Origin of the sequence: Staphylococcus sp. HMSC065D05 (genome assembly GCF_001813195.1) — a bacterium.
GTDB classification, from domain to species: domain Bacteria; phylum Bacillota; class Bacilli; order Staphylococcales; family Staphylococcaceae; genus Staphylococcus; species Staphylococcus epidermidis.
On the sequence record NZ_KV811730.1, the window covers coordinates 266744 to 282222 of the forward strand.

Sequence of the window (15479 nt, forward strand, 5' to 3'; positions counted from 1 at the left end):
CATTATTGTTTAAAAATAAAATACTCTTCATGAGTATTCTTTAAATTTTTATAAATACTTTTGCATTTTCGAAGTCATTAAAACGCTTCCATCTCTTGTCACAATAATGCCTTCAATACCGTCAATGATATTTAATAATTCAATATTTTTTTGTGATTGACCAAAACTACAAATTGTACTCCATACCTCGCCATCAATCCCATGATCAGATATGATTGTCACGCTAGCGATATCATTATCTACAGGATAACCTGTTGTTGAATCCAATATATGATGAAATAATTGATTTTCCTGTATGAAGTAACGTTCGTAGATACCTGATGTAACAACTGATTGATGCTCTACGTTTAATGTAACGAGTGGTAGTGCATCCTTATGAAATGGATTACGTACACCTACATGCCATTTTTCTAATGTTTCAGATTGTCTACCAATTGTTAAAACATTACCACCTAAATCGATAATGGCAGAAGATACACCATGAGCTAAAAAGTATTGCTGTAATTGATCAGCAAAATAGCCTTTAACTATGGCTCCTAAATCAATCTCCATTCCTGATTGTGTAAGAAATACTTCATGTGTTTTTGAATTTAGAACAAGATTTTCAGGATTCATACACAATAAAGCACGTTGTATATCCACTTCTTTAGGTTTCAATGCATCTTTAAAACCAATTTTCCATAATTTGACTAGTGGCCCTATCAAAATGTTCATCTTAAAATTAGAAGATAATGTAGTTTCATAACCATAACGTATCATGTTAAAGATTTCAGAACTAACCTTGACTGGTACGATACCTGCATGTTGATTCACATTCATCAAATCTGATTTCGGATCATTAGCACTAAATTGTGATTCCCAAGCACGAATTTTTATTTCAGCTTCTTGAAGTAATGTATCCGGATGTTGATGCTCAATCGATAAACGTATCACCGTCCCCATTGCTTTAATCATTAGCGTTTTCACCTTTTGACTCCCCCTTTCCACCTATTCCACAACGCTAATATGTATATAAAAATTAAAATCTACTTTTAAATAAAATGATTACTTTAATATCTACATTTACATTAACATAATTTCAAATATTTGGTTTTTGCTTATTTAAATGTTCACAATTATATCAAATGTTAATCAAAGAATAAATTTTACTCTTTTAAATTATGCTTCTTTGAATCTTTTTAATAAAAAAAGAGTGGAACAGAATCCATACAGAATTCTTTATTCCACTCTCACAAAACTAACTAGAGTTGACAGCCTTTAACATTCCCAAGTAATCAACTCAGTCAATCGAAAATACTTCCACATCCGAACATATCATTTCTGTCAATGTTTCTTTGATGTCGTCTTTTTTATATTTTAAATTGATTTATTCATTTTGTAGGGCTTTTTCAATAGCTTTAATATTTTCTTTCATAAATGATTGGTAAGTATTTTTGTCATCATCTTGTTGTTTTGTATGTGATCCCATATTGTAAAATTTAATTGTTTTAGCATTTGTCTCTTTTCTTACTGTATCTGCTACTTTATGAGATACATTTTCTTCTATTAAAATATTTTTCACTTTATCTTCTTTAATTTGTTTAACAATATTTGTTAAATCTTTTTGGCTTGGTTCTTCCGCATTCATATTTTCAATGCCTTCTTGTTCAAAATGATAGCGTTCAGCTAGATAACCTATAGAATCGTGTGAAATATAAACAGTTTTATCTTCATTACCTTTCACAGCATGTTTCATATCTTTATCTAAGTCTTTTAACTCTTTAACTAGTTGGTTGTAATTCTTTTCATAATAAGATTTATGTTTGCTATCTTTTTCTACCAATTCATCTTTAATTGCTTTAGCAAATTTTTGACTTACTACAGGATCCAACCAAATGTGTGGGTCGTATTTTCCATGGTGATGATGTTCATGTTCGTGTTCATCTTCATGTGCTTCGCCATGTTCGTGACCTTCTCCGTGCTCATGCTCATGTTCTTCGCCTTTTAATAAATCCTTATTTTTATCTAAAGCTGATTCTAGTGATAATGTCTTATCTTTATCATTTATAGCTTTAGCGATTTTCTTAGCTACGGGATCTAAGTTATCACCAGTATATAAGAATAAGTCAGATTTCCCAATATCTACCATTTGCTTTTGACTTGGATCATATGTATGTGGATCTACGCCTTTAGGATAAACCGATTCAACATTTACATATTTTCCACCGATTTGCTGTGCAAATGATTTAAGTGGATACACTGTCGTCTTTACATCTAACTTTCCTTTATGATCAGATGATTGCTGATGACCATCTTTACCACAAGCAGCTAGTGATAATGCTAAAACTGCTACAAAAAATATAATTAAACCTTTTTTATACATGTGTACATCTCCTAAATCGAAATTGTTACGCTTTAATATTTACATTATTTTTTATTATTGTCAACGGCAATATTTAATCTCAAAAAAGTCTGAAAAAAACAAATTTTTTCAATTTGATAGATTCATGCACAATATGTTCAAGAAAATCCATAAACCTACTGTTTCTTTTTCATTTGAAAAGTGACTTAATTATCGCTATACTTTCAAATCGTAATCATTACGTTTTATAGAAATAAAAATGAGAAAGGATGTGTTACCATGTCTCATCATCGCATCATCATCATCGGCGCAGGAGCCGCTGGCCTGGGTATGGCAATCACTTTACAAGAATTCAATATTAAAGATGTTCTAATTGTTGAAAAGGGAACCATCGGTCATTCATTTAAACATTGGCCTCTATCAACAAAGACCATCACACCATCATTTACAACTAATGGTTTTGGCATGCCAGATATGAATGCAATAGCTAAAGATACATCACCTGCCTTCACTTTCAATGAAGAACATTTATCTGGAAAACGTTATGCTGAATACCTCTCACTAGTAGCTACGCATTACAATCTAAATGTCAAAACAAACACCAATGTTTCACGTGTAACATACATAGATGGTGTATATCATGTATCAACGGACTATGGTGTATATACCGCAGATTATATATTTATAGCAACTGGAGACTATTCATTCCCATATCATCCTTTTTCATATGGACGTCATTACAGTGAAATTCAAACATTCACTCAATTAAAAGGTGATGCTTTTACAATCATTGGTGGTAATGAGAGTGCTTTTGATGCTGCCATAAACCTTAGTCAAACAGGCGCAAGAATATCAATATATACATCTAAAACTGGACTTAAAAAGGAAGATGCAGACCCAAGTATAAGATTATCACCATATACTCAACAGCGATTACAGAACGCTATACAAGAGGGTGCATTAATTGAAATGCATGTGGGCTACCGAGCACACAAAGTAACATATCAAGATCATTCCTATAAGATACACTTTGATAATGGGCATATTGTTCACTCTCATACTGAACCGATTATCGCAACTGGATTTGATGTCACCCAAAATCCTTTAATAGAGCAACTATTTCAAATACGACAATCAGAAATTCAGTTAACAGAATTGGACGAGTCTACAAAGTTTCCTAATGTATTTTTAATTGGTGCTACTGTACGTCATCAAAATGCTATCCTTTGTTACATATATAAATTCAGAGCACGTTTTGCAGTATTAGCTCATTTAGTAAGCCTACGCGAAGGCTTACCTGAAGATACGTCGTTAATTCAGTCGTATCGTCAAAAAAATATGTTTCTAGACGATTATCATTGTTGTGATGTGAATTGCACATGTTAACAGTAACCTTTAATTTACGTGATGGGACGTTTACTGACATTCCAGATGATGCACATGAGTTGATCATTGAAGGTTATGACAAATTAACCTCTAGCCAACAAGTTTTGTTAAAACGTTACATTATCAAACACCAATTAGATATTTCATTACAACACGGTGTCCCTTCATCGCCACTTCATAGTTTAAATATCATTAAAACATTGCGTACTTTTGTTAAGGAGAGCAAAGTATATCATCCTCGTTTTCACAATATTATTTATGGGTGGTGCTTTATCATACTCATGTTTGCTTTACCCATCTACTTGTCTTATCACATTTCAGACGGATTACAACAATATGTGGCACCCTGGTTATCAAAACTATCTCAAATATCATTATTTCAAGAGGATAAATTGCAACATATTTTATTCGGTCATTATGGTGTCATCTCCTTAGGCACATATTCGTTTATCTGGGCGTTACCAGTTGTTTTTATGATTAGTTTATCCACAGCGCTTGTTGATATCAGTCATTTAAAACATCATCTCGTTTGGTCTATTGAACCTACGATGTTACGACTAGGTCTTCATGGGGCAGATATCATCCCCTTATTAGAAGGCTTTGGTTGTAATGCTGCTGCTATTACTCAAGCTACTCATCAATGTCATCAATGTACCAAATTACAATGCATGAGCTTGGTAAGTTTTGGGACTGCCTGCAGTTACCAAATTGGGGCAACATTATCGATATTCAACGCAAGCCAACAATCTTGGTTATTTTTGCCATATTTATGCATGATATTCATAGGTGGAATCATACATAACAAACTATGGTATAGTCATCAAACACATATGACAACACAGTCTGTTTTTCAACGACAACCTGTACGTTGGCCCAAACCAAAGCTACTCTTAAAAGCAGCGTGGAAAAGTATTCAAATGTTTATTGTACAAGCCTTACCTATCTTTATAGTCATTTGCCTTATTGTAAGTTTTTTATCTCTTACGCCTATTTTGACTTTTATAGCAAATGCATTCATACCTTTATTATGGCTACTAGATGTACCTACACAGCTTGCACCAGGTATTCTGTTTTCAATGATACGTAAGGATGGGATGTTGTTGTTTAATACGAATGGCGGTACTTTAATTCAAAGACTTTCCGCATTCCAATTATTGTTGTTAGTCTTCTTTAGTTCAACATTTACAGCATGTTCAGTAACAATGACGATGCTCATACGACGGCTCGGTTCAATTCTAGGAATTAAAATGATAATGAAACAAATGATATCGTCCACCCTTTGCGTCATCGTACTAGTCATAACAATGTTAAGCATAGCTAAAATTTCAGACTTAGGAGTGATATTATGGAAATCATTATTGTCAGTGGCTTTTTAGGAAGTGGCAAGACCTCAACACTCAATCATTTAATCGCTGATGCACTTGAAAACAATTTAAATACCGCCGTTATCATGAATGAATTTGGAAAATTAAGTGTAGATGGCCAACTTATAAATCATCCTAAAGTACCTATGAGTGAAATCACTGAAGGATGCATTTGTTGTGCAATGAAATCAGACGTATCACAACAACTACATGAACTATACTTAAAATATCAACCTGATATCATCTTTATTGAATGTAGTGGTGTAGCTGAACCACTAGCTGTCGTCGATGCATGCTTCACACCCGTACTTGCACCTTTTATCACTTTAAGGAGTATGATCGGAATGATAGATGCAAGCATGTATGCACAAATTAAATCTTATCCACGTGACATTGTCGCTTTATTTTATGAACAACTGCGTCATTGTTCAACTTTATTTATTAATAAAATAGATAAAATAGAGGTAGAAGAAACCGCCCGCTTGCTACGTCATCTCGAACGCATTAATAGCGATGCCAATATTCAAGTTGGTCAATTTGGAGAATTAAGTTTAAAATCACTGCTAGAGCCAACACATATAAATTCAAATGCATGTGGCACTTTGCATAGTAATATAAATCATCAATTCATTGAAAATCCTAGGCTACAAACAAAAGAAGAAATGATTAGTGCGTTAGATAACTTGCCTCAAGATGTTTACCGTGTCAAAGGGTTTGTTCGTTTTTCAGATCAGCAACACGTTTATTTAGTACAGTATGCACAAGGAAATATTGAATTATCTCCCATTCAACTTAAAACCGATGTACCATTGTACCTCATTGTTATAGGAAAACATCTAAAACAAATACAACTTGGTTTATAAAAGCACATCTCTCTATCATCAGTTAAACTTTAAACATAAACAAACCTCTAAATGACTTTTGTTCATTTAGAGGTTTGTTGTACTTATTTCAATATTTCTATTGTTCATTTTTATTAACGTTTACGTTTTTGATCTGATTCCATGCTTACTTTTACTCATTATTTACCTCACTTGGATTCAATTCCACACTATCTGAAAAGTAGATGCTTTCTTCTTTGTTTCTGACAAAAGATAACTCAACATGTTTATGTCCTATAGATGAACCTTTAAGATCTCCATCACCTTTTAATATTAATTTTGGTGCCTTTTTTGTAGGGATATCATATTTCTTTCTTAACTGTTTCACATTGTCATCTTCATTACTTAATTGGTACTCTGCCGAATAACTTGGTACGTTTGGGTTATAAGACACATTTCCATTCTTGTAGTCTTTTAAATTTTTAAAATTCCCATATTGAGAGAAAAACTGAAAGTTTTTAATTTCTTTTTTTAATGTTTCATCGGCGATTGGTTTAGTCGGTTCAATTTTATTGTTCTTAAGTTGAACGGGGTATTTTTTATCTTTACTGTGCACTCTCCCCTTTTTATCTTCTGTAATTATACTTGTATAAAAATGGCCAGTCGTTTTTCTAGTATTTCTATTTATATACAAAACCATACCTCTAGATTTCATCGCTTGACCTTTTTTCTGAATATTCATTTCTGAATTAATAATTCATGTCCCTTTGTCTCTCTTTTCAAATTCTTCATCACGATAGCCTTCTTTATCGTATAAGTCTTCTAAATTTTTAATTGGATACATACTTAATGTTTTGTGGAAACTTTCTTTAATTTCCGCTTCTTTATTATTTTCTTAAATCCACATCCGCCAATAAAACACGTTAATATTAAAAAGCTAATGCCACAAAGGAACTTCCCATAATATTTCATCTTTTCACATCTCTCTATTATTTTATTCATTCATTAAAAATATGGTTTATTCATATAAATATATTTTTATAAAAAATTCCACTTTTATATTATCAAATCATTCATACACATTCAATTTAATTTATTTATATATTTTTTCGGCGAAACAATCAAAAAACCTCATTAAATGTACCGCAATCATACATCTAATGAGGATATTATCGTTCTTTTAATCGCTACTTACGTGTGATACCATCTAACTCTTCGACTTTCAACATATTATTTATCATACTCATATAGAATTGACCTAATTCTTCACCAGTTCGCTTATAATCAGTAGTATCTAAGCCGACTAAATCTAGATGATCCCAATCATATTGTACGGGTCTCACTTGCCAGATACCCTTGTCAGTTGCCAGGTTCATCATACCTACCTTCTTAAACGCTTCATCACTTGGATGTAGTGAAGAAGACACAGGTACTATGCCATCATTTACTCTAACATTTTTATTGTCATCTCCACCTATCACACGACTTGTTAAATCGAATAATGGGAATTGTCTAATATTCGGTACTTCATTGCCTAGTGGTCCAGTATGTGTTGCAGCACCTGTATATGATGTATAGACGATATTAGGATTCAATGTCGTCATTTGGTTTAACTTTTCTGCTCCAGCAGTTGTTAAATCATTTACAGCCTGATCTTCAGTTTCCCAAACTTTACTATTCGCTATACGTTTTGCATATTCAGCATATGATTCATTAGGTTGCTGTTTGAAGCCCCATTGAGAAAAACCTAGTTCTAAATCGAGCGCTTTAGTTCCACCAATTTTTCCAATTCTATTAATTGTATCTTTAATAAATTTAGTCGACCCTAGTTTATCTGCAGCAGGTGTGCCATTATGAGGTGTTCCTAATGTAGTAATCGTAGACACCATGTTATCTTGTCCACCTTTAAATAAATCAGATACCGTACCACCATATTGACGTTGGTAGTCTATTTCTTCTTGATTTCCATTTCTTAAAAAATGTTCCATCAAGCGTATCGTTTGGCCTCCCATACTATGCCCAACAAGATGTATCTTTTTACCTGGTTCCCAATCAGGCATAATGCCTTCATATGTTCTGCCATAACGTTTGTGACCATATTTTGCAGCATGTGCTGCACCATAATCTACTCGTCCACCTTTAATATAATAATAAAGTTCAACAGCACGGTCATAATTACTGCTAAATGCCCCTACATTGGCTTCGTGAACTCGGTAACCTAATTTTGTAAGTTCTTGTTTCACGTTATATTTAGTACCACCCCAATAATTTGGGTACATGCTAAACGCATCTTCACCGACTAAACCTACAAATCCATGTACAAACACGACTGGATATTGATTTTTATATTGAGCTTGCGCAGTAAGTTGATTGATATGTTTAGTTTGTTTTGATTTCACAACACGTGGTGAAGTTAATGATGTTTGCTTTTTTTGATTTGTTTTAACTGTTTTATCAGTTTTCGTATTACCTATTCTATGTACTTTAGAAGATGGTTGTTTTACTGTTTTATCTCTATCTTCTATAGACTGTGATTGTTTAGGTTGTGTTCCTTTTTTAGATGAGGCTTGAGTTTGGTCAGATGAGTGTTGATTTTTATCTGATGAATCTTGAGCATTATTTTGGTTTTGAGTATTAGGTTGATGTTCTGTTTGTGAGTGTTGATTATCTTTAAACTGTTGTTTGCCTTTATCATCTTGATTTGGGCCTTTCGGATATGTATCCTGACGTAAATTTGGGGTAGCATGATTGTCTTTTGATTGTTGTTCCATTGAAGTTTGTTTTTGGTCATTTAATGGTGACGTTTGTGTTGAATCTTGTTGTATTTGATTATCCTTTTTTTGTACATTGCCATCAGATTGATTCTCTTGATTAGTCTTTGATTGGCTCGCTGTCTCACCCTCTTGATTCAATTCGTAAGATAAATGAGTTGTATCTTCTTTTTGTTCAACTTGTTCTGTTTGTTGTGCCTGTTCGTTAGAATCTGATGATGATTGTGTCATTTCAGCAGCTTGAGCATGCTGACCACTGACAAATATTGTAATCCCAGTAATGATTGACACGACTCCCACCGTGTACTTCCTAATGCTAAATCTTCTTGTTTCATTATTATTTTTCAAAAAAATCACCTCTATAAGTTTTTTCCCCTATAAAATATGAAAATATAACTGTTATGTATAGATTAACATAAAAATATAAATTACTTTAGGTTATTTATTAAAACTTTGTAAACTTTAAATTTTAAATTATTAAAAATAATCAATACTTACATATAATTATTATGTGTATACACAACATTAAAATTGATTAATAACATATATTGAAAATGTCTTTCATTACACATGATGAAGAAACATGAACACTTGATAATAATTAGAAGTGATAATTATAAACATTTGCTTCATAGTCGTGTTAAAAGTATAGACATCATGTCACTAAATCCATCCATTATTTTATTATAATTTATATCAATTTGATTTTGTTCAATTTATATATTTAACGTATAAGTATTATAACTTAACGTTTAGGAAATAAATGAATTATATTTTAAAATAAATGTTATATTCAGTTTGAAAGAGTTGCAAAAAACTTTAGTAAAGGAGTACTTTTTTATGAAGAAAAAATTAAGTTATATGATTACCATTATGCTTGCTTTTACGCTAAGTTTAGCACTTGGCCTATTTTTCAATAGTGCTCACGCCGACTCGTTACCACAAAAGGATGGTGCAAACCAAAAAACAACTAAAGTCACTGTCAGTAATAAAGACGTTCCAAATGCAGTTCGCAAACTTGCTGAAGAACAATATTTATCTCGTGTAGCTTTATTAGATAAAGCTTCCAACCACAAAGCAACATCGTATACACTTGGTGAACCTTTTAAAATTTATAAATTTAATAAGGAAAGCGACGGCAATTATTATTATCCAGTGCTCAATAAAAAAGGAGATGTCGTTTATGTAGTAACAATTTCTCCTAATCCTTCAAATTCTAAAGCTTCAAAACAGCAAAACAATTATTCCATTAATGTTTCTCCATTTCTTTCTAAAATATTAAATCAATATAAAAATCAAAAGATAACAATTTTGACTAATACAAAAGGATATTTTGCACTTACTGAAGATGGAAAAGTGACACTTGTGCTTAAAACGCCACGTAATAATGAAAAAACATATGAAAATGCCACTAAATCCACTAAACCTAAAGATTTAAATGATTTTAAACAAACTGCATCAGTAACAAAACCAACTTTAGAATATCAAAGTACACGAAATGAAATTCACGCAGAATATGTAAATCAATTAAAGAATTTCAGAATACGCGAAACACAAGGGTATAATAGTTGGTGTGCCGGCTATACTATGTCAGCACTACTCAATGCCACATATAACACAAATCGATATAATGCAGAATCAGTAATGAGATATTTACATCCTAATTTAAGAGGTCACGACTTCCAATTTACAGGACTAACATCTAACGAGATGCTTCGTTTTGGTAGATCACAAGGCAGAAATACTCAATATCTTAATAGAATGACTTCATATAATGAAGTAGACCAATTAACAACTAATAATCAAGGTATAGCTGTATTAGGTAAGCGTGTTGAATCAAGCGATGGTATTCACGCTGGACATGCCATGGCTGTGGCTGGTAATGCTAAAGTTAACAACGGACAAGAAGTCATTTTAATTTGGAACCCATGGGACAATGGTTTCATGACTCAAGATGCACATAGTAATATCATTCCAGTATCAAATGGCGATCACTATGAATGGTATGCATCAATTTATGGTTATTAATATAGAAAGGTGTGCTTATGCATAATTACAATAACATTAACATCGTAAGTGATGATTTAAAATATCAAGAAATTTGTTGGTTCCATACATTAGAAGGTATTTGGCACCCTGTAGAAGTAGAAACTTCACCATTAAATATTACATTTAATAAAGAGATAACACCTAATTACGTTTGTACGTTAATAAATGAAGATTCCAGAAAAATAATTTTAAGTAATGTAGACAATCCGAATATCATTATTGAAATGATTCTTATTAATTCAAAAAAATTGGTTTTTAATGCTATAAGTAAAGAAGGCTTAGGTACTTCGCCTAAAATCACGTTTACAAAATAATTTATACCCTGTAACTCTTTCATTAAAAAACAATATGATATAACCAAAAAGCTCCCAGTAAAGGTCACATTTTAAATGCTTTCTTTACTGGGAGTGTTTATATTATTCCTTATTTTTCTATGATTTCTTTAGGTACTGTTTCTAAAAAGGAAACATATGCATTTAAATTTATCCCTTCGTCTACGAAGATAATTCTTCCTCCGTGACGCGTACCTTTTTCTTTAATATTAAAGATTCTACGATATCCTAACTTAGGCGACGCATAATATCCAGTCGTGTAATGCAAATCGTCTGATACACATAGTTCTGCCTTTACACCTTCAAATGCATTGATACAAGTTGCAAGTGCACGTGCATCTTTTACTCTTTCTGATATTTCTCCATTACGTTTGCATGTTTTAAATGCTAAATGAGTTACCCTGATACCTCGTTGTTCAGTGCTATCAAGTCGTTGTCCGGTTTGTGCAGATAGAATAATGGCTCCAGTATAAGTAATATCATTCTTTATATATTCTAACCCTTTGTTTAGCGCATATTCAGAAACATCTGTTTGTTTCGCTAATTGTGTTAATGTATCGTTTAAATTTTCAACCACTGGTAATGCTGGTATTGTTTGAATGGGTGCCTTAACCTTTTCAATTTTCAAATTTAAGAAATCTATATTTCCATTTTCATGATTAAAGGCTTTATTAAAATATTTTTTCAAATAATTTTCTAAATCTTTAAATTCACACATTGTTTCAGCACCGCTAATATGAATATCTTCGTGGCTTGCACGCATTTTTATACTATACATAGCTATCACCTTCATCGTATTGTTTCATTACATTGAAAAGTCGATCAATATCATCTGTGTCATGAAAATAGGATAATGAAATTCTTAATGTTGGCTGTGACACTGTTGGATACCTTAAATAACTGACAAATATACCATGTTCAAATAACATGTCGTATTGTGCTTGTGCTGAAACCAAACTATCACAAACGATATTTTTGATGGGTGTATTAGATAATGGTTGATTGGGAAATAATTCCATAAATTGGTGATTAAAATATTCACTAAGTGCATTCAACTTCTCTCGTCTGTATGTATCTTCAATCACATGTTGTAAGCTCACTTGAATAAAATACAAATGATAGCTAGGTAAACTACTCGAGTAGATAAGCGAACGACCTTTATTAATAATTAAATCTTTTACATCTTTTGAACTTAGTATTAAGCCACCATGGGCTCCCCACGCTTTAGATAAACTTGAGGTAACTATGTCAATGTCTGCATGACACTCAAAGAGATTTAATCCTAAACTATGAGATGCGTCAATAATTAAAATCGCATTGTAACGTTGCTTGAGATTAACTAGCCTATTAATATCTGCTTTAGCGCCGTTAGTAGAAAACACACTATCAGAGACAATCACTTTTTGAACATCTGGATGCGAGTCCCGCGCTAAATGACTTTCCAAGTCATCATAGTTTAAATGTTGATAAATCACTTTTGATAGACCACTTAGTTTAATACCGTCTATTATACTGGCGTGATTCTGTTGATCCGAAAAGATAACAACATTATTATTTTTAAAAATATTAAATACCGCTAAATTCGCATCGTAACCACTATTAAAAATTAAGGCGTCTTCAAAATTAAAATACTCGCTGATTGCCTGTTCTAATTGCTGATAAACAACTGAATTGCCACTCACTAATCTAGAACTTGATAGATGGATACTATATGTCTTTATAAAATCTAAGAAATTTTGAGGTTGATATTCAAGTTGTCCTATACCGAGATAATCGTTCGAAGTAAAATTAATATAAGATTGGTCATTGATATAAATATATTGTTTTTCTACGGACTGAATCGGTTGAAGCGCTCTATATAAACCTTTATCTTGTATCTGTTTTAACTGTGCTTTAATGTCCATAAATACCCTCTTACTTCTTACTTAATGTTTGATGTAAGGCTTTGTCGAAAATTTTAACCATTTTTTTAATTTCTTTATTAGACATACTTAAAATAGGTACAAAAGTGATGACATTTTCCAAATTCCGAATCATCAATCCATTCTCTTTACATCGACGTATAATCAGTTCTACAGTAGGAATATCGAGTGGTGTCTGCGTTGATTTGTTTTCAACTAATTCCACACCATACATTAATCCCCGCCCTCTAATATCTCCAATATTTTTATGAGGTTGAAGTGCCTCTAGGCGTTGCTTTAATGTTTGAGATGTCTTTTGAATGTGCCCAATCAGATGCTTCTTTTTAAAAAGATTAATATTCTCAAGTGCTACGGAACAAACTAACTGATTACCTGTATATGTATGACCGTGGAAAAACGTATTCTTACCGTGACTCTGACTTAAAAAAGCATCATATATCTTTTGAGATGTTAAAGTTGCCGCTAACGGTAAATAACCGCCTGTAATTGCCTTACCCAGACACATAATATCTGGTTGTACATCTTCATGGTTACAGGCAAACATTTCTCCCGTACGCCCGAAACCAACAGCTACTTCATCACAAATCAGTAACACATCGTATTTTCTACATAACTGTTCTACAGCTTTCAAAAATCCATGTGGATGAACAAATAAACCTGTTGCACCTTGTATAAGTGGCTCTAAAATAAATCCTACTATTTCATCATTTTTCTCAGATAATATATCTTCAATTTGATTCAGTATTGAATTAAGCATTTCCGCTTCATTGCGGTACTTACTTTTATATAAACACGGTGTTTCTATCTGTATATTTTCAAAAATAAGGTCTTTAAAAATGTTGTGGAAACTATCGATACCACCAACGCTAACAGAACCTATAGTATCTCCATGATATCCATGATGTAATGTAAGAAATTTATTCTTCTTCGCATATCGTTTAGCATCGATATTCTTCCAATATTGATAAGCCATCTTAATAGCAATCTCTACCGACGCACTCCCCGTATCGGAATAAAACACTTTTTGTAATCTATCTGGTGTTAATTTGACTAACTGTTCGGCAAGTTCAATCGATGGAATATTAGACGAACCTAATAGCGTAGAATGGGCAATCTTATCAAGTTGTTTATGAATGGCTTGATTTAACTTTTTATGTTGATGCCCGTGCACATTGACCCACAATGACGCATAACCATCTAAATATTTATTGCCTTCAGTATCGTATAAATAACTTCCGCGACCTTTTTCAATAATAATATTGTCATTTTTAGCATAGACTCCCATCTGTGTGAATGGGTGCCATACATACTGTGCATCTTTATGATTTAACTCTCGTGTATTAGCCATTGGATCCTCCTATCATTCGTTGTATAAATGCTTCGGAAAAGCTTTCTTGAGTCGCTTGATGACCTAACGTATAAACAGGCTTATGTGTTAATTTTTCAATGGTATGTAAATTATCCTGTTCAATAGCGCTATCAGTATAGTTATTCATGATTAACACATTCGGGGGGAGTTCATGATGATCAATATATTTCTGATGAACGATGGCATCATTAATCGCACCTAATTTTGAAGGTAAGACACTCACAATGAAATCCGATGTGTCTTTAATTAAATCTGTTGTCATATAAAAATGGTCACTGTATTCATAGATAGGCACTGCAATACCACCCGCACCTTCAATGAGAATTATATCGAATTGTGCTTCTAGTGATTCGAGTTTGTCCATCATTGTTTGATGGTTCAATTGCTGATGCCTTTCAATTTTGAATGCTAAATGTGGTGAAACTGGGTCTTTGAATGTGTAAAGTGACGTGATGTCATAGTCTAAACCGCATTCGTTTTTATAAATCTCTAAATCCGGGTATCTACCTCCACCGATTTCTTCAGTTTGAAAAGGTTTGAAAATACATACACTATATCCCCGCGTTCTTAACGCCTTGTAGAGATATTTAGTGACATACGTTTTACCAATGTCTGTATTCGTTCCAGTTATAAATATGTTCATGTTTATCATGTCACCTATCTTTAATGTAAACTAATTACATTTTAAAGTTTACATTTAGAGTATGCAGGTTGCAAGTGATAACAATAAATGGGTGAAGTGCATGATTAAATGAGGAAAGAAAAAGAATTTCGAGAAATGGTATGTGCTGTAAATTTTAGATGGAAAATCCTGCTGATTTCATTTCAACTGGTTTATACTTTGTTTCTACTGAATAAGAAACTCTTTTCATAGAAAAAACACCTCCGCATGATTCATTTTATTATGAATTCAACGAAAGTGTTTTTATATAATTCCCACTAATTGGGGTCAGTCTATTTTCTTGTCATTGTATTCTGGACTTTTATATAGAAGCATGTAATATATAAACAAAGTTGCTGTAAACATTCCGAATATTAAAGCTAAGATTCCAAAATGAATCTCCATAAAAATAGTTTGAATAAAAAATACGAGAATGAAATTATTAAAAATAATAAGATTTCAT

General features: G+C 32.5%; 12 protein-coding genes and 1 pseudogene. 5 read left to right on the plus strand and 8 right to left on the minus strand.

Annotated features, from left to right (window positions below):
• Nucleotides 1-48 precede the first annotated feature (48 nt).
• Together HMPREF2897_RS02805 and HMPREF2897_RS02810 are read right to left on the minus strand one after the other, a co-directional pair.
• A complete protein-coding gene (locus tag HMPREF2897_RS02805; protein WP_070592639.1) occupies nucleotides 49-954 on the minus strand; it encodes an FAD:protein FMN transferase in 906 nt (301 codons plus the stop codon).
• Nucleotides 955-1366: 412 nt separating this feature from the next.
• Complete coding sequence (locus HMPREF2897_RS02810; protein ID WP_070592628.1) at nucleotides 1367-2362, minus strand: metal ABC transporter solute-binding protein, Zn/Mn family; 996 nt, start codon at nucleotides 2360-2362, stop codon at nucleotides 1367-1369.
• A gap of 258 nt (nucleotides 2363-2620) precedes the next feature.
• Between HMPREF2897_RS02810 and HMPREF2897_RS02815 the strand changes: the two genes are divergently transcribed.
• From HMPREF2897_RS02815 to HMPREF2897_RS02825, 3 genes are read left to right on the plus strand one after another with little or no spacing between them, the layout of a single operon-like run.
• Nucleotides 2621-3727, plus strand: coding sequence for an NAD(P)/FAD-dependent oxidoreductase (locus HMPREF2897_RS02815; protein ID WP_070592629.1), 1107 nt, complete (start codon nucleotides 2621-2623; stop codon nucleotides 3725-3727).
• Nucleotides 3721-5103 (plus strand): nucleoside recognition domain-containing protein, encoded by a 1383-nt coding sequence (locus tag HMPREF2897_RS02820; protein ID WP_070592630.1) that lies wholly within the window; start codon nucleotides 3721-3723, stop codon nucleotides 5101-5103. Before HMPREF2897_RS02815 ends, HMPREF2897_RS02820 begins: the two co-directional genes overlap by 7 nt.
• On the plus strand, nucleotides 5073-5954 hold the full coding sequence (locus tag HMPREF2897_RS02825) for a CobW family GTP-binding protein (RefSeq protein WP_070592632.1): 882 nt from the start codon (nucleotides 5073-5075) through the stop codon (nucleotides 5952-5954). Before HMPREF2897_RS02820 ends, HMPREF2897_RS02825 begins: the two co-directional genes overlap by 31 nt.
• Before the next feature lie 151 nt (nucleotides 5955-6105).
• Here the strand turns inward: HMPREF2897_RS02825 and HMPREF2897_RS02830 are convergent.
• Nucleotides 6106-6884: pseudogene (locus HMPREF2897_RS02830) on the minus strand (tandem-type lipoprotein).
• A gap of 215 nt (nucleotides 6885-7099) precedes the next feature.
• Complete coding sequence (gehD, locus tag HMPREF2897_RS02835; RefSeq protein ID WP_049383085.1) at nucleotides 7100-9031, minus strand: YSIRK domain-containing triacylglycerol lipase GehD; 1932 nt, start codon at nucleotides 9029-9031, stop codon at nucleotides 7100-7102.
• A 492-nt stretch (nucleotides 9032-9523) separates the two neighbouring features.
• On the opposite strand from gehD, the gene HMPREF2897_RS02840 reads away from it, so the two are divergent.
• The gene (locus tag HMPREF2897_RS02840; RefSeq protein WP_002487517.1) at nucleotides 9524-10711 is read left to right on the plus strand and encodes a cysteine protease staphopain; all 1188 of its coding nucleotides are present in this window, start codon (nucleotides 9524-9526) and stop codon (nucleotides 10709-10711) included.
• Between the two features lie 17 nt (nucleotides 10712-10728).
• Nucleotides 10729-11046, plus strand: a complete 318-nt coding sequence (locus tag HMPREF2897_RS02845; RefSeq protein WP_002475884.1) for a staphostatin A — start codon at nucleotides 10729-10731, stop codon at nucleotides 11044-11046.
• 109 nt (nucleotides 11047-11155) lie between these two features.
• Here the strand turns inward: HMPREF2897_RS02845 and HMPREF2897_RS02850 are convergent, their stop codons facing one another.
• From HMPREF2897_RS02850 to bioD, 4 genes are read right to left on the minus strand one after another with little or no spacing between them, the layout of a single operon-like run.
• The gene (locus tag HMPREF2897_RS02850; protein ID WP_002475883.1) at nucleotides 11156-11842 is read right to left on the minus strand and encodes a 6-carboxyhexanoate--CoA ligase; all 687 of its coding nucleotides are present in this window, start codon (nucleotides 11840-11842) and stop codon (nucleotides 11156-11158) included.
• Nucleotides 11835-12968 (minus strand): aminotransferase class I/II-fold pyridoxal phosphate-dependent enzyme, encoded by a 1134-nt coding sequence (locus HMPREF2897_RS02855; RefSeq protein WP_002490407.1) that lies wholly within the window; start codon nucleotides 12966-12968, stop codon nucleotides 11835-11837. The genes HMPREF2897_RS02850 and HMPREF2897_RS02855 overlap by 8 nt, the downstream gene beginning before the upstream one ends.
• 10 nt (nucleotides 12969-12978) lie before the next feature.
• The gene (gene bioA, locus HMPREF2897_RS02860; RefSeq protein ID WP_020368005.1) at nucleotides 12979-14334 is read right to left on the minus strand and encodes an adenosylmethionine--8-amino-7-oxononanoate transaminase; all 1356 of its coding nucleotides are present in this window, start codon (nucleotides 14332-14334) and stop codon (nucleotides 12979-12981) included.
• Nucleotides 14327-14998 (minus strand): dethiobiotin synthase, encoded by a 672-nt coding sequence (bioD, locus tag HMPREF2897_RS02865; protein ID WP_002496554.1) that lies wholly within the window; start codon nucleotides 14996-14998, stop codon nucleotides 14327-14329. Before bioD ends, bioA begins: the two co-directional genes overlap by 8 nt.
• Nucleotides 14999-15479 lie beyond the last annotated feature (481 nt).